Source organism: Methylobacterium sp. Leaf117, assembly GCF_001422985.1.
In the GTDB taxonomy this organism is placed as follows: Bacteria; Pseudomonadota; Alphaproteobacteria; order Rhizobiales; family Beijerinckiaceae; genus Methylobacterium.
This window is the reverse complement of sequence record NZ_LMNL01000034.1, coordinates 238,710-259,269: the sequence shown is the minus strand read 5'-3', so window position 1 is coordinate 259,269 and position 20,560 is coordinate 238,710. Positions and strand designations below refer to the sequence as shown.

At 68.5% G+C, this 20,560-nt stretch carries 21 protein-coding genes; 10 read left to right on the top strand and 11 right to left on the bottom strand.

Annotation, left to right across the window (positions count from 1 at the left end):
* The first annotated feature begins 78 nt into the window (after nucleotides 1-78).
* Complete coding sequence (locus ASF57_RS15785) at nucleotides 79-1,257, top strand: hypothetical protein (RefSeq protein WP_156376177.1); 1,179 nt, start codon at nucleotides 79-81, stop codon at nucleotides 1,255-1,257.
* Nucleotides 1,258-1,315: 58 nt separating this feature from the next.
* Here ASF57_RS15785 and ASF57_RS15780 read toward each other — a convergent pair whose 3' ends face one another.
* Nucleotides 1,316-1,696 carry a hypothetical protein gene (locus tag ASF57_RS15780; protein ID WP_056484973.1) on the bottom strand — a complete coding sequence of 127 codons (381 nt, stop codon included), beginning with the start codon at nucleotides 1,694-1,696 and terminating at the stop codon, nucleotides 1,316-1,318.
* A gap of 643 nt (nucleotides 1,697-2,339) precedes the next feature.
* Here ASF57_RS15780 and ASF57_RS15775 point away from each other — a divergent pair.
* From ASF57_RS15775 to ASF57_RS25855, 3 genes are all read left to right on the top strand, one after another.
* The gene (locus tag ASF57_RS15775; RefSeq protein WP_156376176.1) at nucleotides 2,340-2,696 is read left to right on the top strand and encodes a hypothetical protein; all 357 of its coding nucleotides are present in this window, start codon (nucleotides 2,340-2,342) and stop codon (nucleotides 2,694-2,696) included.
* 374 nt (nucleotides 2,697-3,070) lie between these two features.
* Entirely contained in the window at nucleotides 3,071-3,700 is a 630-nt protein-coding gene (locus ASF57_RS15770; RefSeq protein ID WP_056181554.1) for a recombinase family protein, read from the top strand.
* A gap of 216 nt (nucleotides 3,701-3,916) precedes the next feature.
* On the top strand, nucleotides 3,917-4,084 hold the full coding sequence (locus ASF57_RS25855; protein ID WP_156376175.1) for a hypothetical protein: 168 nt from the start codon (nucleotides 3,917-3,919) through the stop codon (nucleotides 4,082-4,084).
* A gap of 20 nt (nucleotides 4,085-4,104) precedes the next feature.
* Here the strand turns inward: ASF57_RS25855 and ASF57_RS15760 are convergent, their stop codons facing one another.
* Nucleotides 4,105-6,243: a carbohydrate porin gene (locus tag ASF57_RS15760; protein ID WP_056484969.1), complete on the bottom strand. Its 2,139-nt coding sequence runs from the start codon at nucleotides 6,241-6,243 to the stop codon at nucleotides 4,105-4,107.
* Between the two features lie 229 nt (nucleotides 6,244-6,472).
* On the opposite strand from ASF57_RS15760, the gene ASF57_RS24905 reads away from it, so the two are divergent.
* Nucleotides 6,473-7,278 (top strand): IS5 family transposase gene (locus ASF57_RS24905; protein ID WP_156376174.1). Its coding sequence is split into 2 segments (ribosomal slippage): nucleotides 6,473-6,809 and nucleotides 6,809-7,278, totalling 807 coding nucleotides; the frame shifts between segments, so codons are not numbered across the junction.
* A 310-nt stretch (nucleotides 7,279-7,588) separates the two neighbouring features.
* On the opposite strand, the gene ASF57_RS15750 is transcribed toward ASF57_RS24905, so the two are convergent.
* Nucleotides 7,589-7,807 carry a hypothetical protein gene (locus ASF57_RS15750; protein WP_156376173.1) on the bottom strand — a complete coding sequence of 73 codons (219 nt, stop codon included), beginning with the start codon at nucleotides 7,805-7,807 and terminating at the stop codon, nucleotides 7,589-7,591.
* Between the two features lie 533 nt (nucleotides 7,808-8,340).
* Here ASF57_RS15750 and ASF57_RS15745 point away from each other — a divergent pair.
* Nucleotides 8,341-10,032, top strand: a complete 1,692-nt coding sequence (locus ASF57_RS15745; RefSeq protein WP_082504030.1) for a methyl-accepting chemotaxis protein — start codon at nucleotides 8,341-8,343, stop codon at nucleotides 10,030-10,032.
* Here ASF57_RS15745 and ASF57_RS15740 read toward each other — a convergent pair.
* From ASF57_RS15740 to gntA, 4 genes are all read right to left on the bottom strand, one after another.
* The gene (locus ASF57_RS15740) at nucleotides 9,998-10,651 is read right to left on the bottom strand and encodes a DNA-3-methyladenine glycosylase (protein WP_244476967.1); all 654 of its coding nucleotides are present in this window, start codon (nucleotides 10,649-10,651) and stop codon (nucleotides 9,998-10,000) included. The two genes, ASF57_RS15745 and ASF57_RS15740, sit on opposite strands and share 35 nt — an antisense overlap.
* The gene (gene rnhA, locus ASF57_RS15735; RefSeq protein WP_056484961.1) at nucleotides 10,648-11,400 is read right to left on the bottom strand and encodes a ribonuclease HI; all 753 of its coding nucleotides are present in this window, start codon (nucleotides 11,398-11,400) and stop codon (nucleotides 10,648-10,650) included. The genes ASF57_RS15740 and rnhA overlap by 4 nt, the downstream gene beginning before the upstream one ends.
* A 105-nt stretch (nucleotides 11,401-11,505) precedes the next feature.
* Nucleotides 11,506-12,114: an urea carboxylase-associated family protein gene (locus tag ASF57_RS15730; protein WP_056181534.1), complete on the bottom strand. Its 609-nt coding sequence runs from the start codon at nucleotides 12,112-12,114 to the stop codon at nucleotides 11,506-11,508.
* Nucleotides 12,104-12,844: a guanitoxin biosynthesis heme-dependent pre-guanitoxin N-hydroxylase GntA gene (gntA, locus tag ASF57_RS15725; RefSeq protein WP_056485985.1), complete on the bottom strand. Its 741-nt coding sequence runs from the start codon at nucleotides 12,842-12,844 to the stop codon at nucleotides 12,104-12,106. The genes ASF57_RS15730 and gntA overlap by 11 nt, the downstream gene beginning before the upstream one ends.
* Nucleotides 12,845-13,350: 506 nt before the next feature.
* On the opposite strand from gntA, the gene ASF57_RS15720 reads away from it, so the two are divergent.
* On the top strand, nucleotides 13,351-14,559 hold the full coding sequence (locus tag ASF57_RS15720; RefSeq protein WP_056485982.1) for a phosphatase domain-containing protein: 1,209 nt from the start codon (nucleotides 13,351-13,353) through the stop codon (nucleotides 14,557-14,559).
* 472 nt (nucleotides 14,560-15,031) lie between these two features.
* A complete protein-coding gene (locus tag ASF57_RS27290) occupies nucleotides 15,032-15,157 on the top strand; it encodes a hypothetical protein (protein ID WP_280138766.1) in 126 nt (41 codons plus the stop codon).
* 18 nt (nucleotides 15,158-15,175) lie between these two features.
* Here the strand turns inward: ASF57_RS27290 and ASF57_RS15710 are convergent, their stop codons facing one another.
* The 4 genes from ASF57_RS15710 to ASF57_RS15695 form a co-directional block, all read right to left on the bottom strand.
* Complete coding sequence (locus ASF57_RS15710) at nucleotides 15,176-15,949, bottom strand: TetR/AcrR family transcriptional regulator (RefSeq protein WP_244477014.1); 774 nt, start codon at nucleotides 15,947-15,949, stop codon at nucleotides 15,176-15,178.
* Nucleotides 15,950-16,069: 120 nt separating this feature from the next.
* A complete protein-coding gene (gene proC, locus ASF57_RS15705) occupies nucleotides 16,070-16,918 on the bottom strand; it encodes a pyrroline-5-carboxylate reductase (RefSeq protein WP_056484959.1) in 849 nt (282 codons plus the stop codon).
* The gene (locus ASF57_RS15700) at nucleotides 16,915-17,418 is read right to left on the bottom strand and encodes a YbjN domain-containing protein (protein ID WP_055957499.1); all 504 of its coding nucleotides are present in this window, start codon (nucleotides 17,416-17,418) and stop codon (nucleotides 16,915-16,917) included. The genes proC and ASF57_RS15700 overlap by 4 nt, the downstream gene beginning before the upstream one ends.
* A gap of 304 nt (nucleotides 17,419-17,722) precedes the next feature.
* Entirely contained in the window at nucleotides 17,723-18,001 is a 279-nt protein-coding gene (locus tag ASF57_RS15695; RefSeq protein WP_056484957.1) for an accessory factor UbiK family protein, read from the bottom strand.
* Between the two features lie 294 nt (nucleotides 18,002-18,295).
* Between ASF57_RS15695 and ASF57_RS15690 the strand changes: the two genes are divergently transcribed.
* Complete coding sequence (locus ASF57_RS15690; RefSeq protein ID WP_056484955.1) at nucleotides 18,296-19,015, top strand: response regulator; 720 nt, start codon at nucleotides 18,296-18,298, stop codon at nucleotides 19,013-19,015.
* On the top strand, nucleotides 19,012-20,463 hold the full coding sequence (locus ASF57_RS15685) for an ATP-binding protein (protein ID WP_056484953.1): 1,452 nt from the start codon (nucleotides 19,012-19,014) through the stop codon (nucleotides 20,461-20,463). The genes ASF57_RS15690 and ASF57_RS15685 overlap by 4 nt, the downstream gene beginning before the upstream one ends.
* Nucleotides 20,464-20,560: the final 97 nt, after the last annotated feature.

Below are 20,560 nucleotides of genomic sequence, written 5' to 3'. Positions count from 1 at the left end.
CTGCCCTGTACATCCTGAAACGCCTTCGGGTACATCGGAGCCATGGCGCCTTCACGCTCCCTCATGCCGAGCGCTGCGGTGGCCGACCTTGCCGCGCGCATGCGAACCTTTCGCAGCCTCGGCGGCAATTGCGAGTTCGGCTTCGTCCAGCGCTATTGCGGCGTCGAGCCATCGGGCCTGCTGCGCTTTGCCTACACGCCGATCGACGCTTTGGTGCGCGGCCTCGGATGCGGATTCGAGGGGTTCGGTGTCCCCGGCGATCTGTGCATCGAAGAAACCGATACGGGCGCCTTCTATTGCCGCAGCGAGCGCTACAACATCTGGTGGAACACCATGCAGCTCGTCGGCTCCGTCGCACCGGAGGTGCTGCTGGAGCGGGAATATGGCCGGGCCGCCCATCTCCGGGCCAGCTTCCTGGCCGAGTTGGCGGCTGGGTCCCACATCCTGGTTCGGACGGAAAGCCAGGGCGAAACGGATGCGGATTTCGCGCGGCTGTCTGCGGCCCTGCAGGCTCACGGGGCTGCCCCGCTGCTGCGGGTGAAGGCCGTCGGCGCGGCGTGGAAGCCGGAGCCCGTCCGCCAGGTGGGGCCCCATCGCTTCGAGGGCTCCGTCCGACGCTTCGCCATCGAGGAGGCTTGGGCTGTCGATTTCGAGCCCTGGGTTCACCTCTGCGATGCAGCCTATGCCGCGCGGCACGATTTGCCCGCTTCGGCCTTGGCGGCGGCGCCGGTTCCCAGCCCCATCACGTTCCGGACTCGGCTCCGGTACCATGTCGGGAAGTCCAGCGCCGGGGGTTCCACCCCCGGGCCGCCGACGCAGGACGGTCATACGTCCTTCATGAAGGCTGTCGATCCGGCAGCGTTCGAGCCGGCGCGGGTCTATGTCTTCAGCGCCTGGGTCTGGATTCCGGTCGATTGCACGGCCACCCGGATTTTTGCCGCCTGTGGGCTTCGCAGGCTGGCCTGGCGCGACGCGGATCTCACGGTCCGCGAGCGCTGGCAGAGGGTTTGGGCGGCGGGCCGCTTCGAGCCCGGGGAGGCACCCGGCGCCCCGGTCGGCCTCGGCATGATCGGAGGCCGGCAAGGGGGATTCTGGTCCTGCCGGTCTGTCTGTCACGAAGGCGCCCTGCCGCGCCCCGTCGACCCACCGCGGATTCGTCCACAGCCTGCGCCGGCCCGCTGGATCACGCGCTGGTTCGATCGTGAGCAGACGCCGAGAACAGCCTCGTCGGCATCAGGGGACGTCGCCCAGCCTTAGGCGCTTCGGCCCGGAGACTCGCTGTCAGGGAAAGTCCGCTGTCAGGGAAGGTCCGCCGTCAGGGGAGGCATCCGGTGCAGATACCCCCGGTGAGGGGTACGCCGCCATCCTTACCCAGCCTCGGACGGCTGCGCGCCTTCTGCGTCCGCGCCATGGCCCTGCGCATCTGGACCGCTTCCCGTTCAGGCGGCTCCGTACCCTTGAGAGACGGCTTGGGTTTGGGATCGCGGCGGCGGCGTTGTGCCCCTTGAACCTCGCGCAGAAGGGCCCGGGCCTCCTTGCCCGCATCGACGATCCTGCGATCGTCTGCGGACCCTGTCTCGGCGAAAGCCGCCGTATCCGGTCCGATCAGGATCAGCCACGTGCCGAGGAGGAGGCGCAGGCGGCCGTCGCGCCATCCTTCCGGCCGGCGGCGTTCCGCGAACGGCGTGTCACGCATGGGAACGTCTCATGACCCTGATCTCCGGATGACCCACTTGAAAACGCGCTCAGCAGTGAGACGTCCCATCCGTGTTGCAGTGAGGCACTGCCGCACGGACCGCAGGCGGTCGTGTCGCACCTGCCGGTCGGCGGACGGCATCGGCCGAAAAGTCGGGTCGGTGAAATGACACCACCGATCTTGTCCATTGCCAGCGATGTCCGTTGAAGAAGATGCGTAAATTTCTCGGAAAAAATTAGCGTATTCCGCAGGTTTTCTAAGGCATGCGGTTGGGGTCATGTCAACGTTGTCTTCTGAACCAGACCGGAATCGATGGTTTCGATCATGGAAATCTTGATTGAGGTGGCGCAAGGCCTCGGCAACGGTTCCGTTCCCTGCGGCGTTGAGGAGGCTGGGCCTGACGGTTACGTGCATCATCGTCCATCGAGGGGCTTCCCGTGACGATCGACATTCGTAGTACGAAAGCTAGTCGTTCGGAGCGTCGCGTGGGTGCTATCAGGCGGTGTCTCAAGCTCCTGACATCGTGGCCTGTGCTCCGCCGGATGCCCGGCTCGCTCCTGATCGGCCTCGGTCTGGGAGCAACCCTGGCCTGGACTGTCCTCTTGTGCTGGATTGCCTATACTTTCGTGAGCCTCTTGCTGGGATGACCGCTGCACTGCAGCATGTCTGCCGCGCAGCACAATTTTGCCTTGTATTTAAACTTGTAAACCACGACAACTTAGGTAGTCTCCGGGGTGATCACGACGGTGTCACCATGCTTTTGATGTGTTTTATGTCTCTCGGCGCCGCAGCCAGCCGCGCTGTCAAATTGCCGGGGTTGCTCCTTATCGTGTCGCTGCTCGCGATCGCTATCGGTCTCGAGGGCGCGATGAGTCATCGTACCGCGGCGACTGTTCTGGTCGACGCCGTCCTGATGCTGTTCGTGGTCGAATCGGCCTATGTCGCCGCGTCCGTGCTGTGGTTCCGTGCCGCTCAAGTGGGCCAACACCGCAAACTCTGACACCAAGACGCCCGCTTCCCCGTGAAAGGTCCGGGCGGCCGATCCGCTCGCCATCTCCCCGCATACGATCTTGGCGGTCCTGTGCCGCATTCCGGTCGAACGGGATGCGGCGTGGTCGCGTTGACCGCGTGACGGACGAGGGAGAGCAAAATGGATGGCGGGCTCATCTGGTTGAGCATCATTGGGGGCGCGCTGCTGCTGAGCGCGGCGGGCTACCTGTTCGCCACTTGGGCCAAGGCGAGGCGGGGCGGCTGAAGCCGTACCGGCCGACGGCCACAACTGCCGCGTCCCGCAGGGGCGTTTTCAGGACCCCCAATCGCTGGCGGAGCCGCGGTCCTGCGGCGGCCGGAATCTTCTGAGAACCATCGGGACCGATGACGACCATTCTGTACGCCCGGGTCTCGACCAGCGACCAGTCGAGCGACCATCAGTACGCGCAGGCGGTGGCGGCCGGCTTCACAATCGACACGGTGGTGGCGGACGATGCGGTGTCCGGCCTCACGACGTGTCTCCGCGACCGGCCGCAAGGGCGCCGCCTGTTCGATCTTCTGCGCCGGGACGACACCCTCGTGGTGCGCTGGGTCGATCGCCTGGGGCGTAACTACGTCGACGTCTGCGATACCTTGCGCGAGATGATGCGGCGCGGCGTCGTCGTCCGCACGGTCATCCACCGGCTGACCTTCGACGGGGCCACGCAGGACCCGATGCAGCAGGCCGTGCGCGATGCCCTGATCGGATTCATGGCGGCGACCGCGCAGGCACAGGCCGAGGTCACCCGCGAGGCGCAGAAGGCCGGCATCGCCCAGGCCCGCGCGCGCTGCGATGCCTATCGCGGGCGCAAGCCCAGCTTCAGCCGGGCGCAGTTCGAGGCGGTTCGCAATGCGTTGAGCCAGGGGACCGGGATCTCGGTCATCGCCGCCGCCACCGGCCTGAGTCGGCAGACGGTCTATCGCATCCGGGACAAGGCCGGGGATGCTGAAGCCGCCCTCGCGCGCTGGGCGTAAGCGCCGCAGCCCAGGCTCCCTCGGGCCGCTGCTTCGTATCGTCGCCTCGCGCGGCCGAGCGCGTGCGCTACCCTGGCACCCTGACGCAGCAGGGTGACTATGGGCGCGATGTCTCTTCTCGGCCTCACCACATTGGCGTTTCTCGCGCCGCTTCCGCCGCAACGGTTCGAGCCGCCGGTTCCGCCGCCGCGCGGGGTCGGCTTGACGATCTGCGCTGTGGCAGCCCTTCTCCTGGTGGTCACGGTGGTGCCGCTCAGCCTCGCCTTGGCCGACAAATGGGCCATGGACGCCGACGCTGAGGCTTGTCGCGCCGAGGGCGGGCGCTTCGTTCCGGTAGTCTCGGCTGGCGGCCGACACTACCGTTGCGAGCGTCCGCGATCGTAGGAAGCGCGCAGGCGCCCGCTTCAGAAATCCGCGTGGATGCGCGTCCCGAAGAAATTCGCCGGGCCGCGATCCCGGTTGTAGGCCGGGTTCTGAACATGCTGGTAATTTAGCGACAGGGTCAGGGTCCTGTTGAGGCTGAAAGCGTAATAAACCTCCACGGCGCGCTCGGGGGCGTAGTTGAGGCGTCCGTCGCCGATCAGCAGGCCGAGGCCGCCATTGGCGAAGAAGGCGCGATGGCTCGGCGAGATCCCGTTCATCGAAGTGCCGAGGCCCACGGTGTCGGCGGGGCGGCCCCAGGCGGTGCCCTTCAGCGAGACGCCGCCCGACACCGACCGGTCGATATCGGTGAAGGACAGGCTCTCGGTGCGGCCGTCATTGGCGCTGAACCGGGCGAACACCCCGAGGTCGGGTGTCACCGCCTGCTCCAGGTTGAGGTAGAAGCCGGTCTTGCGCCGGGCGGCGCGGGTGGCGGCCGCTGCGTCGTTGATGTCGCCGAACACGCCCGCCTGGGTCAGCGCCACCACATCGCGAAAGTCGGCGGTGTTACCCACGTTGGTGAAGAACCCGATCCGCAATTTCCCGGGCTGGTCGAGCCCCGGCAGCACGTGGCGTTCCTCGAACTCGATGGTGGTCCCGGAGCGCCGGAAGACACGCGGGTCGAGGACGTCGCTCGACGGTTCCTTCGGCACTTGCGTGTAGGCTGCGCGGATCGCGAATGCGGCGCGGTTGTACTCGACCATCACACCCTGCGTGAAACCCGGCAGGTTGGCGGGAAAGTCGTAGGCGCCCGAGGCCCAGATGCCCCAGTTCATGAAGTCCACCCGTGGATCGTGGGCGTAAACGTTGCCGTCGAAGTAATCCCCCAGGGCGAACTTGCCCGCCACCACGGTGATCCGCTCGATGTCGCGCCGGGTCGCCACCTGATTCGGACCGTCCGGCACGTCCTCGGTCTCGCCGCCGAGGCCGAAAGTCTGACGCACGAAGTAGCGGTTGGAGCGCAGCTTCGGGAACGGTGCGCCGGCCTTCTGCGCCTCGCCGTTGACGAAGCCCGCCACCCCGAGGGTCCGGCTCAGGCCGAAGCCCTGCGAGAATTCCGGGTTGTAGTAGAGTTCCGTGCCCTCCAGGAGCTTGAGGCCCACAAAGGCGGTGGCGGTGGTGGTCGCCTGGACCTGATTCCCGATCAGGCTCGCCGGACCCGTATAGGGCGCCCGGAAGCCGGGTACGCCCTGCGCGACCAGCGTCGTCTGGCCGTGAAGCGAGAAGCGGTCGCCGGAGCCGTCGCCGGGATCGTGCGGGGCGACCTCATCGACCTCCGGCGGCAGCACGAAGCCGCCCGGATGCCAGGACAGGCGCGCCATCATCTGGTGCGCGGTGTTCGCCGCCACGGTGGAGACCGCGCCGCCGGCGAGGCCCGGAACGACGCCGAGATCGAAGCGGCCGCTGCGGCCGAGGTCGAGATAGCGGTAGTCGATGCCGAGGGCGAGGTGGTCGGTCACGGCGAACTGCACCCCGGCCCCGAGGGTGAAGCCGAGGCCGGAGCGGTCTGCCCGCGCCATCGACGCGAGGCCGCCGTCGGGACCGGGGTAGCTCGCCAGGACGCGGGTGCTCGCGCCGGCAAGGCCGAAGCTCGCATAGACCAGAGCGCGCTCGAAGGCGTAGCCGAGGCGGCCCCGGACGGTGCCGTAGAGATCGGTCTTGGCCCGGATCAGGCCAGCGGCGGGGTCGCCGTCCGCCGTGACGCCGAGGGCCGGCAGCAGGACGGAGCGTTTCAGGTTGGCGCCCGCAATGTCGGCCTCGACGCCGTAGACCCAGGGACCGGTCTGCCAATTGTAGCCCGCGAACACGCCACCGACCACCGTGGTGGCGTTCCGGCCGAGGTCGGACCGTCCGGTGCTGTCGCCCGTCTTGAAGGCCGGAACCGGCCGCCCACCGATGGTCGTGCCGCGAAAATTGGTGGCGCCGTAGGAATTGCCGGCGCTGCCCTCGACCCCGAGATAGGGACCCGACCAGTCGACGAAGGCCGGAATGGCCGGCGCGGGGCGTGGCGCGCCGAGATCGGCCGCCCGGGCGCCGGATGCGACTGCCAGCGTGAGCAGCGCCAAGCCCACGGGCGCTCGCTGGTTCGGGCCTGCGCTGCCGAAGCGATCCCATCTCAGCATATCGCCCCCCAGCGTTCAGGTCCGCGACGGGTATAGGCGATGCTATAACTGTGACAATGATGTTTAACGGGCACGCTGTAGGATCGACCGCGCTGTTGCCGAAACGCCGCAGAACGGGTCGTGTCACCCTCCGTTCGCCCGTTTCGATCCCTATAAAGACAATCGGAACCGAAGCTCTAAGAGCGCCTAACAGAACGGCACGGAGTTGGAGGTTCCGCGTTGGTTTGGCATGGCCAGACCGCTTCTCCCCGATGATCTCTGGGATGAGATCGCTCCGCTCCTCCCGCCGCCTCGGCCTCGTCCGAAGGGCGGGCGTCGTCCCATTGAGAACCGGGCGGCACTGACGGGTATCCTGTTCGTGCTGCGCTCGGGCCTGCCGTGGGAGATGCTGTCGGCCGAGATGGGCTGCGGCTCCGGCATGAGTTGCTGGCGGCGGCTGCGGGATTGGCAAGCGGCGGGCGTGTGGAGCCGTCTGCATCACGTGTTGCTGGAGCGTCTGCACGCGGCCGGGCAGATCGACTGGAGCCGGGCTTGCCTGGACAGCGCATCTGTCCCAGCCAAAAAGGGGGGCCTGCCACCGGCCCGAACCCGACGGACCGGGGCAAGCCAGGCACCAAGCGCCACCTCGTCACCGACGCGCGCGGCACCCCGCTGGGCTTCTGCCTGAGCGGGGCCAATCGACACGACAGCGTCATGATGGCGGCTACCCTCGATGCCATCCCGCCTCTGCGGAACGGCCGCCGCGGCCGACCGCGACGCCGCCCGGACAAGCTGCACGCCGACAAAGCTTACGATGCCAGGGCTCGACGTCAGGAGTGCCGGGCGCGCGGGATCGTCCCCCGCATCGCTCGTCGCGGTGTCGAGAGCAGCGAAAAGCTCGGTCGCCACCGCTGGGTGGTCGAGCGTACCCACGCCTGGTTCAACCGCTTCCGCCGCCTGCCCGTCCGCTACGAGCGACGCGCCGACATCTACGAGGCTTTCACAAGCCTCGCGGCAAGCCTCATCACCCTCAACCAGTGCAGACGGTTCTGTTAGGCGCTCTAAGCGCCGCGTGCGAAGCCTGGATGACGCCATGCCCGCGTCGTCCGCCCGTGTCCGACTGCCGGACCCGCCCCCTGTGTGACGACGCGTACGGGCATTATCCCGAACCGACGCCCCTCCGGTTTCGGTCCCGTCGAGCGCCGCCCCCCATTTGGGGGATGCCGGCGACCGGAACCGCCTCTAGCCTGGACATCTCCAAGGCTCAGGACTGTCTCGACCCGCAGGGGTTTACCCCCGCGGGTCCTTTTCCCGGTCTCCGGCGGGTTCGGCCGCCGAGTCTCCCGTCCGTTGCCGACGACCGATCTCAGGCGTCGCCGCCGTCGATCTGTGCTATGAGGGCGGTCAATTCGCCGATGCGCAGGCGCAATCCCTCCCGCGTGCTCTCGTCGGTGTCGCGCAAGGCGTAGCCGTCGACGAACTGGCGCTTCTCCGTGTGTGCCTCCTGACCCACCGCCTCAAGTTCTGCGATCAGGCGTTTGCGCTCGGCCAGATACTGCGTCTTCCGGTCATCCATGGCAGGCATGATCATCCCTCCAGTGGCAGGCTTTCACGAGAAGAGGCGCCGCCTCGATCGCCTGGCCCGATCGCCGGCGGGCCTGGCACCTGAAACGCCAGAGCTGACCCTCCGGTTCATGCGCCGGGCAGCCTCCATCGTGGCACGTGGTGTGACGACATTGGGCAAAGCATCCGCCGGCACTGGAACCATAAAGCCTTCTGACTGTTTGTTCGACGACCCAAGCTCGAAGACCCTTTCCCCGCCCGGCTCACGCCGAGGCGGGTTTTTTTCGGATCGACGAAGCCTGACCAACCACTTTACGAATGACCCCGCCTCGCATTGCCGTGGCTGGAACCGCTTCCGAGGGCAGAATCACTATCATTTGATAGAAATCATGTCTTCGTCAAATGGTTGCGCAAGGAGTAATACCTTGCTGCCTGAAGTAAATATAATGCATTGTCTCGGATTTGTGGCAGAAATTATAGGCAAAGACAGTCTATTAACAGGCCTTTAAGTCTTGCCTAGCTAGCCTCAATCCGGTCAGAGTTCGGAGATCTCTCGTGGCATTGCTCGCGCGCTTCAGCATCATCACCAAACTGATCGCCGTGGTGGGGCTGATCGGGCTCATTGTCAGCGGTTGCCTCTGGTACGCGACCACTCAGATGTCGGTCATCGACAGTGCCTACACCCGCTTCGTCGCCCAGGATACGAAGGCCATCGCCGATCTGAGGACGGTGAATCGGTTGATCTTCACTTTGAGCTACTTCAACTTCCGCAACATCGCGGAGGTGAGCCCCGAGGAAATGCTTCGGACGGATAAGGGGTTTGACGAAGCGACCGAGCGCCTGAACCGGGTGCTGGTCGAACTGCGCGACGAGGCACCGAGCTTCGCACCGCGAATCGATACCCTCAAACAGAAGATCAACCGCTTCGTCGCCGACAGCTCCGAGGCCAGGACCCTGGCGAGCAGCGGCCTTAAGACCGAGGCCGTCGCCCTGCTGCACCAAGCCGTCGACCCGACCTTCGACGCCATGGTGGCGGAGGGGGCGACCCTCGGGCGGGACATGCGAACCTTCGTCGATGACGGTGCGCGTGATCTCACGGCGATGACGGAGCAGACGCGGACGAACACCCTGTTGCTCGGCGGATTCGGGCTTCTCGCCGGCGTGCTGGCAGCCGGCTTCGTCGCCGTGTTCGGCATCACCCGGCCGATCCGCCGGCTGGTCGAGGCGTTGCGGCGGATGGCGGCCGGCGACAGCGAGGCCGTCATCCTTGGTCGCGATCGGCGTGACGAGGTCGGCGCCGTGGGCCGCGCGGTCGAAGACATCCGCGCCCTCGTCGCCCGAAAGGCCGCCGAGGAGACGGAGCGCCAGCAGGTTGCCGATGCGGCGGCGGCGGCCGAGCGCCAGCGCACCATGCACGAATTGGCCGATGGCTTCGAGGCGGCCGTGGGCTCGATCATCGGGACGGTCTCGGCCTCGGCCGGCGCCCTGCAGGAGACCGCCGAGACGATGAGCACCAACGCGGCCCGTACGACGGACCAGTCCGTGGCCGTGGCGGCCGCGGCCGAGGAAGCGGCCTCGAACGTCGGTACGGTGGCGGCGGCGGCCGAGGAACTCGGCTCCTCCGTTCAGGAGATCGGCCGTCAGGTCGACGGCTCCGCAAACCTGGCGCTGCGGGCCGTCGAGGAGGCGGCGCAGACCGCCGGTTTGGTCCAGGACCTCAGTACCGCCGCCGCCCGGATCGGTGACGTCGTAGCCCTCATCACCACCATCGCGGGCCAGACCAATCTGCTGGCGCTCAACGCCACCATCGAGGCGGCCCGTGCCGGGGAGGCCGGGCGCGGCTTCGCCGTGGTCGCCGCAGAGGTCAAGGAGTTGGCCAACCAGACCACCCGCGCCACTCACGAGATTGAGGAGCAGATCGGCCGCATCCAGTCCTCGACCGAGCACGCGGTCGGGGCGATCCGCACCATTTCGGGGCGGATCGGAGAGATCAGCCAGATGACGACGACGATCGCGGCGGCGGTGGAGGAACAGGGCTCGGCGACACAGGAGATCGTCCGCAACGTCGCCCAGGCGGCCGCCGGCACCGGCGAGGTCACCGAGAACATCGCGGGCGTCGCTCACGCGGCCGATCAGACCGGGGTCGCGGCGCGGCGCGTTCTGCATTCGGCCTCCGACTTGACCGTCCAGTCGGAGCATCTCTCCCGGCAGGTCAGTCGCTTCCTGGAGACGGTCCGGGCGGCGTGAGGTCGCCGCTGGATTCGACGGGCGCCCCGGGTTTCGCGAAGCGCGAGGGCGGACGGCTGACGAAACGGGAGCCGGCGAACAGGAAGCGCCACGGCGTTTCCACCGCGCGGGAGATTCCGATTCGGCGATCGGCGATCCAGTCCGGTGCCCCGCACGCGGCGGAGAGCCGAAACGGCGGCTCTTCGAGGGACAGGCCGTCGAGCGCGGCGGTGACGCCGAGCGCCTGACACAGGCGCCCCGGCCCGGCACAGAGCAGGCGCGGCGGGGTGAGTCCGCGCCGTTCGGCCATGGCGGCGAGCCCATGGCGCGGCTCCAGTGCGCGGATCAACACGGCACTGCCCGGTTCGCAGACCAGGTTGAGGCACCAGTGCATGCCGTAGGAACGGTAGACGTAGGCGTGCCCCGCCGGCCCGAACATGCTCGCGTTGCGCCGGGTCGGGCCGTTGACGCTGTGCGAGGCCGGGTCGCTGGAATCATAGGCCTCGGTCTCGACAATCGTTCCGCCGATGCCGTCCACCTGCAGGTCGAAGCCGATCAGGGCGGCGGCCACCTGCGGCGCCGGTCGCGCGAAGAAGCCGGCCGGGAGGGGCCGTCCCAGGATGTCATCCGCCAGCGTCACGCGCCGGGTCCGGCACCCTTGGCCGGACCCAGGCTCGCGCGGGTCCGCTCCAGTCCCTCAGGTCCAAGGTCGAGGGCCAGGCGCACCGCCCGCTCCACATAGGCCTGCGGCGTCAGTCCGGAGGCCTTCGCCGCGCGGGAGACTTCCAGGCCGAGGCCGAGATCGAGGGGAATCGCGCTGGTTCGCGACGGGGGCGCCTCGGACGCAGCGACGGGAGCCATGGGCGCCTTTGCCAGGGCGGCCGGGGAAGCGGCAGCCCGCAGGGCGGCGGTGCCGGTGAGGAGCGGTGCCGCCGGGCTTTCCGAACGCCCCGATGGCAGGCCGAGCGCCTCGCGCCGGCCCTGCGCCGCCAGCCGGTCGGCGCGCTCGTTGCCGACCTCGCCAGTATGGCCCCGCACCCAGTTCCAGCGGACGTCGCGCCGCGCCGCGAGGGCATCGAGTTCCTGCATCAGCTCGACGTTCTTCACCGGCCCCGTCGCCGTGCGCCAGCCCTTGGCCTTCCAGCCCCGCATCCATTCGGTCACCGATTTGATGACGTACTGGCTGTCGCAGCGCATCTCGATCTGCGCGCCCTCGGGAAAGTAGCGCAGGGCATTGATCGCCGCCGTCAACTCCATGCGGTTGTTGGTGGTGGCGCGGTCGCCGCCGCAGAGCTCGACCCGTCCGGTCTCAGCTTCGATCACCACGCCCCAGCCGCCGGGGCCGGGATTGGGATCGCATCCGCCGTCCGCATAGGCGATGGTTCGCATGGGTTCGCTTCGACCTGTTCACGATGGGCCCGCCCTGGGATCGGGCGGCGCCGGGGCTTCCGGGCGCCGCCCATAACACGGGGACGTGCTCCGACGGCAGCCGTTTCAGGTGCGGGCGGGGTCGATGCGGTAGCGGATCGGCTTGAAGCTGTTGTTGTTGGATTGTAGCGCCGAGCAGGCGGTGAGACCGATGACGAGGTCGCATTCCGCCTCGAAGGTCACGTGATCACCGGCCCGGCTCAAGGGAGGCTCGACCTTCAGTTCGCCGGTGCTGCCGTCGACGGTGACGTTCATGAACACGTTGAAGGCGACCGGAATCCGGTCCGGCACGATGCCGTAGGGAGCGAGCGCCGCCGCGAGGTTGCCGAAACAGCCGCGATGCGGGTGGGCATCGCCATAGATGATCCGGAAGGTGTCGGCCGAGCACGGCGTGAGCAGGAAATCGTGCCGCCCCACCGTATCCTCGACGATGCGCAGGAGCACGTTCGAGCGGTTCGAGTAGATTGGATCGCCGGAGGTCAGATAGATCCGGCTGGCATAGTCGAGCGTCCGGCCCGACGAGATGACCTCGTCGAGGTCGCCGCGCACGAAGGCCAGAAGGTCGGCCACCTGTTCGCCCTGCGGGTCGATCACCGTCAGACGCTCGCCCTTGTCGAGGGTGAAGGCCACGCCGGAGCGCGGTGCGATCTCGTGGGTTTGCGCCTCAGGCGGCATCGCGGCTCTCCCGGGGTCCGTCCTGCTTCGTTCCGTCCGGAGCCGCGCCCGATGTCTTGCGACCCTGAAAGGGGCAGACCCAGTCGGCTCCGACGACCCGGCCGCTGTACTGGCGCGCTTCCGAGGCGTCGCCGTGGCGCGCCAGCATCGGGTTGATCGATCCGGCGAGTGCCTCGTCGCGGGACAGGATGGCAGCCCGCAGTTTCTCGTAACGGCCTTCGGCCCGCAACTGCTCGAATTGAGCCCGCAGGTTGAACACGAGCACCGGGTGCGTGAAGCGCCGGGCCGGCCGGCTCGCGCCCGGATGCATGCCGACCACGAAGAAGGCTTCGCCCCCGAACGAGAGCGAGAAGTGCGGATCGTCCGGGTCGGCCTCCACGCGGCTGTCGTAGCGCTGTCCCAGGAAGGCGTCCTTGTCCGAGAGCGACTGGACCCTGTCCCAGAGATGCCGCTCGAACGCTTCCTCGTCGATCGCGTTCGGTCCCTCGAACACCACGGCGAAGCTCTGGAACAGGTCCGGCTTGTCGCGATAGCGGCAGATGAAGGCAAGCAGCGCCGGATAGAGACGCGGATCGTCCCAGCCCGAAGTGATGTTGCGGGCCACCACGATCTTCATCTGGCCCTTCGACAGGGCGGACTTGGCACCGACACAGGGGAACGGCTGGCTTCGGATGAAGTCCTGGAACGCAACGGCCAGGGGATGGTCATTGTCGTCGGAGGGAAGCTCCAGGGGCAGGCGAATGGCCGGCAGCTGACCGAAGGGAAGAGGATCGGCGAAGGCGTGGTCCATCGGGGGCAGATGCATAAGAACTCGACGCTGGAGAAACGCGGGCAATCCCCCCACAACGGCCGATCCCGGATCGAAAAATCCGGGTCGAGCCCTGTGGGGGGTGCTGGCGTGAACCGGAGGCGGGGAGGGGAGTTCCGCGAACGCGACCGGATGGCACGCGGTGTCCACAGAGTTCGGTGTCGCGGCATCAGCCCACCGCTGAGGCAACAAACCGCCCTTGAGACAAGACACCACGGACGATGCCGAAGACCGGGGGTCGAGAGGCGTGCGGGCAAACGAACCTTCTCCGGCATCAGGCATTGAACCCGCGATGCTGCGAGGCGGGCCCTGAACCCAGTGATATCGTACCGATGAACACCCCGTCCGGAACCAGCGCCCCAGATCCTTCGGAACAGGATCCTTCCGAACAAGGTCTCCCCGAAAAAAGGCCTTCGGCGAAAGGTCGGCTGGCGAAAGGCACCCTGCGGGCGCTGCGCCTGCTGGCCAAACCCGTTCGCCGGTCCCAGGGCAAGGCCGGGACTGTGATCGAGACCTATCGGGGCTACGGCTCACGCGAACAGGTCTTCCTGATCGGCCGTGTGTTTCGCCAGTCGCAGCGCGCCGGCAACGCCCCGAATGCGGGCTGGACCGCCGAACTGCGTGACATTCGGCGCCGGATCACACGCCGGAAGGTCGCCGGCGCGGTCCTGACGGCACGGTTCTTCGGCTGCGAGGAGCAGGTGGTTACCGATCGCGACGGCTATTTCCGCATCCATCTGCATCCGCGCCTGCCGGCTCCGCCAGAGGCGTCCTGGCACCCGATGGACCTCGATCTTGCCGGCCCGGTCCCGGTGCGCGCGAAAGGCCAGATCTTCATCCCGTCCGCCGAGTGCCGGCGGGTGGTGATCAGCGATATCGACGACACGATCATGCGAACCGGCGTCGCCAACAAGGCCAAGATGCTGTGGCGCCTGTTCGTCGAGGATGCCGAGAACCGGGTCGCTTTCCCGGGCGCCGCCGCCCTCTATCGCGCGCTGTATACAGGACCGTCGGGCGCCGAGGGCAATCCGATGCTGTACGTCTCGAGGGCGCCCTGGGGCATCTACGACATGCTCAGCGAGTTCTTCGCCATGCACCGGATTCCCGTCGGGCCAGTGCTGTTCCTGCGCGAATGGGGGCTGTCCTGGACGAGCCCGCTGCCGCGCCGGGCGGAGGACCACAAGCGCGATCTGATCGAGCGTATGCTGGCGCTCTACCACGACCTGCCCTTCGTGCTGATCGGCGATAGCGGCCAGCACGATCCCGAGGTCTACGCCCAGATCGTGGCGGCTCATCCCGGCCGGGTGGCGGCGGTCTATATCCGCAACGTCTCGCGGGATGCCGAGCGCCTCGACGAAATCGCCCGGCTGGCCGAGGTGGTCGAGGCGGCCGGCAGCAGCCTTGTGCTGGCCGCTGACAGCCTCGCAATGGCCGAGCACGCCGCCGAGCGCGGGCTGATCGGCCGAGACGCCGTCGATGAAGTCCTGCGCGAATGGAGCGCCGACGGGACGGTCCCACAGACGCGCCGCCATGCCGGCCGCCTGCGCGCTCGCGCTCTCCGAAAGATTCTCGGCGGGGCCGGAGCGACGCCCCCGAACCTCGTCGTCGAGCCCGGCCGGTCCGATCCGCCGGCCTGAGAGCGGGGCGTTCTCGGCTATTGTGCAGAGGTTCCAAGCGGGATCATCATCGCCGCCCCGGCCCACCGCTCTCGACGTTCTCGATCATCCGGTAGGACCGGTCGTCGCCATGTCGCTCGATCACCATCCAGCACATTCACGCCTCGGCGGCGGATCACAGCCCGACGATCAATCCGTTCATTGCCATGTCGGTGATCTCCGACAGGAGTGAGCCCAAAGCCGAAAGCCGCCGGATGACTCCGCCCGCGCCCATCGTCACGCTCTCAGCCAACCTTCTGGCCGATCTGCCTGATGCTCGGTCGGGCGAGGTCTTCACCGAATTCCTCGCGCGTCCCGGATGCCGGATCGAACGGATCGTCTCCCAGGGCCAGGTCACGCCGCAGGATCAACCCTATCGGCAGGACCATGACGAGTGGGTGCTGCTCCTGGCGGGCGCGGCGCGGGTGGCCATGGGGGACGCGGAGACCGTTTGGTGCCCGGCGATCCCCTGTTCATCCCGGCCGGTACCACCCATCGGGTCACCTTCACCGATCCGGACCGGCCCACCATCTGGCTCGCGATCCATCTCGGCGAAACGGGGATGCCGATCGGGACCTGAGCCGGGCCGGCCGAGGTCTCAGATCGCCGCCGCCGGATCGCCGCCGAGGGGATTGCCGGCATCCTCGTTGCGCGTATCCCCGTCACGCATATCCGCGGCGTGCCGATCCCGGCGCGTGCGGCTGCCGCGATCGAGCAGCGAGCGGCCCAGTGCCCGGAAGGGCGCGGTGAGGCGGCGCGCATCGTCGGCTCGCTCCATGAAACGCTCGCCGTTGCGGATTTCCTTGTCGAGGCGCGCCATGGTGCGGGCCAGCGCCGGATCCTCGTCGTCGAGCCAGACCTCCACCGTGCGGGCGAAGGCGATGACCACGCCCTGGAGCTTGAGGCGGCCGAGTGGCCCCTCGGTGTTGATGCCCGCGGCGGCCAGCATGAAGCGGTGCGAGTTCAGCGCGACCCCGTTCAGGGCCAGCATGGAAAGCGGGTCGCCGCGCAGGGCGTAGGAAATCCGGCGCAGGGCCTCCTTGTAGGGCGTCATCGCGTCGAGACGGCGCATCAGCACATCGAACAGGCGTTCGCGGGTCGGTTCGTCGGCGAGATCGGTCGTGTCGCCCTCCAGCACCTTGCGATCGATGATGCGGGACAGGCCTCCGAGTACCGCGCCCTTAGAGGGGAACAGATCGCGGAACTCGGCCAGGCTCAGGCCGGCCTCCCGGGCGATGTCGCCGACCTCGATGTCGTTCCAGGGCTGCTCGGCCGCGAGCCGCATCAGCGCCTCGACGGCGGCCTCGCGCGGTGGACGCTTCGGCTCGGCTGGCGCCGCCGCGTCGGTGGACCGGGTCTCGGTCTCGGGCATCTCGGTCTCGGGCATCTCGGTATCGGGCTTGGGAGAGCCGGGGCGTTTAGCCATGGTCGTACGATCCTCGTCCAATCAGACCCTGATGTAGGGTGGCGGAGCCGGATCGTCAGGTCCGTCTCAGCCAGCGAGGGCACCGGCGCGGCGCCGCGCCGCGTCCACTGCCTCGCGCATCAGGTCCGGCAGGCCACCGGGACGCATCAGCACGGCCAACGCCTCGGCGGTGGTCCCGCCCGGCGAGGTCACGTCCTGGCGCAGGGCGCCGGCCTCGCGGGGATTGGACTCGAGCAGAGCCCCGGCCCCCGAGACGGTGGACCGGGCGAGCCGCGCGGCCATGTCGGCCGGCAGGCCGGCGGCCACGCCCGCCTGCGCCATGACCTCGGCCAGGAGGAAGACGTAGGCAGGTCCGGAGCCCGACACGGCTGTCAACGCGTCGATGAGGGCCTCGTCGTCGAGCCATTCCACCAGACCGACGCTGGCGAGAAGTGCCTGCGCCTGCGCCCGCTGCTGCGCGCTGACGGCGGTGCTGGCCACGGCGCCGGTCGCGCCTCGGCCGATGCTGGCCGGCAGGTTCGGCATCGCCCGTACAATGGCGCGGGCGCCGGGCAGGCGGTCGCGCAGGTTGGTAAGGGTCTTACCCGCCAGGATCGACACCACCAGGGTGTCCGGCCCGATCAGCGGCGCGAGACCGGCGGCTGCGCCCTCCAGGCCCTGCGGCTTCATGGCGAGCACCAGCGCCTCGGAGACCGGCGGCTCGGCCGGATTCAGACCCAGCCCCCGCGCGGCGCAGAGCACTCGAATCTCCGGCGGGGCCTGCGGATCGATGATCGTGGTTCGACGCGGGTCGAGGCCGCCCGCGAGCCAGCCGGCCAGCATGGCGCCCCCCATCTTCCCGGCCCCCACGAGGGTGAGCGACCGGGGCAGTGCGGCGTCAGGCGCAGCGGTGTCGGGACGGGAATTTGCGCTCACGCCTCGCCTTCGGTCTCGAACAGCACCGCATCGAGGGCCTCGCGGGCCGACTTGCCGGCCCAGAGCACGAACTGGAAGGCTTGGTAGTAGCGCTCACAGGCGTCGACAGCGGATTTCAGCATCATGGTGCACTGACCCTGCGTGGGGGCGGCGCCCCCGGTGAGGAGCAGCGAGTGGCGGAACATCACCACGTTGTCCGTCGACCACAGGTCGAAATGCCCGACCCACAATTGCTCGTTGACCAGGGAGACCAGGGTCAGGATTTCGGTGCGGCGGCGCTCCGGGACCTTCAGGTCGAAGGCGGAGGCGACGTGCAGCGCCTCCACGTCTTCGATCCAGGTGAACGCCACATGGTAGTCGGCCCAGCGCCCGGCGACGGAAACAGACATCTCGTCGGTCTCGGCCCGGTCGAAGATCCAGTCGCGCAGCGACGCGAGGCGCTCGACGATGTCGAGGGGATGCTCGTGCCGATCGTGATCTTCGATGTGGAGTTGGGTCATGGCGGTCCAATATGTCGATCTGGGCGAAGATCGGCGAAGTCGTTGTGAAACTCACGCCAGAGGCCGGCACCGCCCGGAGCCCGATTTGCACCTGACACACCCGGTCGGGGTGCGGCAGGCGCGGATTCTGTTCGGTTCAGGGTGGTTCGGGTCGGGAGCGAATCAGGTCATGACCCACTATAGACCGGGCTGGACTCGCGTTTCAAAGCGGCCCGGGAAGCCGGTGAACAGGAAAGCGACCGTCCACCGTTCCTTCCTGTGTACAAGCGTGACGGCGACCGAAGGGGCGCGAATCAACCTGGAATCAGATGGCCTCGCTGGCTCCGGCCACCGGCTCGGCGCCGACCTTTGCCTCGAGGGCGGTAATCCGGGCGGCCAGGGCGTCGTTCTGGCTGCGCAGTGCCGAGACGAGGTCGCGCAGGACGTCGAGTTCCTCTCGCGACGCGATGTCCATGTCGCGGATCAGGCGCTCGACCTGGGCCTTGAACACCGTCTCCGCCTCGCGGCGCACGCCCTGGGCGGCTCCGGCGGCGTCGGTCATCAGGCGGGCGAAATCGTCGAACAGCCGGTTCGAGCCTTGCATCGTCGTCTCCCGAAGCTTTGAGGTCACCATCCGTCCGTGACGGCCACGAGACCGGCGCCTGTGGGCACCGACATAAGAATCGGCGGGTCTCCCGGCAATGAGTTTCCCGGCACTGCCGGTTCGGGCCCCGACGAGGCCCGACGCCCGGTTTGGGCGGCCGGGCGCTCCGAAACAGCCATTTACAAATCCCCGCCGCGCCGGGCCTTCGGGGGCGGTGCGCGGCGGTGCATACTCGCGAGCCGACAAATCCGCCCGGGTGCGGAGACCGCCGCGACGCTCGGGACCCTGACGCCGATGACCACGACCCAGCCGCATATCCTCCTCGTGGAGGATGACCGCGAGATCAGCGCCCTGGTGGCGCGCTACCTGCGGGCCAACGAGTGCCGGGTCAGTCTCGCGGGCGACGGGGCCGCCATGGACAAGGTGCTGGCCGATGCCCGCGTCGACCTCGTCGTGCTCGACCTGATGCTCCCCGGCGAGGACGGCCTGAGCCTGTGCCGCCGCCTGCGGGCCGCCTCCCGCATTCCGATCCTGATGCTCACCGCCAAGGCCGAGGAGATCGATCGGATCATCGGGCTCGAGATCGGCGCCGACGACTATCTCGGCAAGCCGTTCAATCCGCGCGAACTCCTGGCGCGCATCCGCGCCATCCTGCGGCGCGGCTCCGCGGCGGAGGCGGAAACCGAGGAGGGCGTGCGGCGCCTGCACTTCCTCGGCTGGACCCTCGACATCTCCCTGCGCCAACTCCTCAGCCCCGAGGAGGCCCGCATCGCCATCACGGGCGCGGAGTTCGACCTGCTTCACGCCCTCTGTCTGCGCCCCGGCCGGGTGCTGTCCCGCGACCAGCTTCTCGACCTGACGCAGGGTCGCGCGGCCGGCCCCTTCGAGCGCAGCATCGACGTCCTGATCAGCCGCATCCGTCAGAAGATCGAGCCGGATCCGCGCAACCCGGAGATCATCCGCACCATCCGCTCCGGCGGCTACCTCTTCACGCCCGAGGTGACGCGCACATGAGGGCGCCCTGGACCCGCCTGCGCACTCTGGTGCCGTCGAGCGTCGCCGGACAGATCGCCCTGCTCATCGTCGCCGCCGTGGTTCTGGCGCACGCGATGGCGACGCTGGCGTTCTTCACCCTGCGCGAGCCCTGGCGGCCCGACGATCATCCCGGCGTGGCCGCAACCCGCCTCGCGACGGTCGCCCGTCTCCTCGACGGCGCCGCCCCTGCCGACCGCCCGGCGCTGCTGGCCAACGCGGCCCGGATGTTGCCGACCCTCCGTATCGAGCCCTGGGACGGCACCGGCCCGGAGACCGGTCGTTCCGAAGCGACGGGCGGCGACCGTCTTGGTGACCGGCCTGGCGACCGCCTTGGCGACCATTCCATGGTCCAGCGCCTGCGCGACGGCTTCGGCCGCCCCCTCGGCATCACCGACCTGTGGGCGGATCGGCGTCCGGCCGATACGCCGGCGGGCGTCCGCGTCGGCATCGTCACGCCCGCCGGTGCCCGCCTCTCCGCCCTGGTGCCGGACGACGACCGGCCGCCGATGCGGCAGGGGGCCATCATCTTCACCTTCGTGTTCCTGGCCGTCGCCGTCTCGCTGATCTCGCTGTGGGCGACGCGGGCACTCACGGCTCCCCTGGCCCGCCTCGCCGAGGCGGCGGACGCCTTCGGCACCCGCATGAACTTTGTGGACCTGCCCGAGAACGGCCCGCGCGAGGTCGTCACGCTGTCCCGCGCCCTCGATCGGATGCGGGCGCGCGTGCGCCGCCTCGTCGACGACCGGACCCAGATGCTCGCCGCCATCAGCCACGATCTCCGCACGCCGATCACCCGCCTGCGCCTGCGTGCCGAGTTCATTGAGGACGACCACGCCCGGAGCATGACCCTGCGCGACCTCGACCAGATGAACGGGCTGGTGGAGGCGGCCCTCTCCTTCGTGCGGGACGGACAGAGCCCCGGCGGAGGCGCGCGCATCCTGGTCGACCTCGCCTCCATCGTGCAGACCGTCGCCGACGAGTTCGCGGATATCGGCGCCGATGTCCGGGTCGACGAGACCCGTCACGTGCTGGTCCAGGGGCGCCCGGACGAGCTTCAGCGCGCGATCGTGAACCTCGTGGACAACGCCGTGAAGTATGGCGGCGCGGCGCGGCTCACGGTGACGCAGACCGAGCGGGGCATTGCCGTCGACATCAGCGACGACGGTCCGGGCATCCCGGAATCCGAGCGGGACGCCATGCTCCAGCCCTTCGTCCGCGGCGACCGGGCCCGCAACCTCGACACCGCCAGCGGCTTCGGCCTCGGGCTGTCGATCGTTCTCGCCATCGTGGATTCGCACGAAGGGCGCTTCACCCTGCGCAACCGGACCCCGCGCGGCCTGACCGCCCGGATCGAGCTGCCGCGCGCCGCCGCGGCCTCCCCGTCGAACTCCCCGGCAGAGGCCACCCACCGCGCCGCCGCCGAATGAGTACCGCCCGCCGGCCGTGAGGGCGCGAAAAAGGCCCGAACCACGCGGGCCGGGCCTTCGAATAGGATTCTTCGGAACGTCGGGCGCTCGCGCGCTC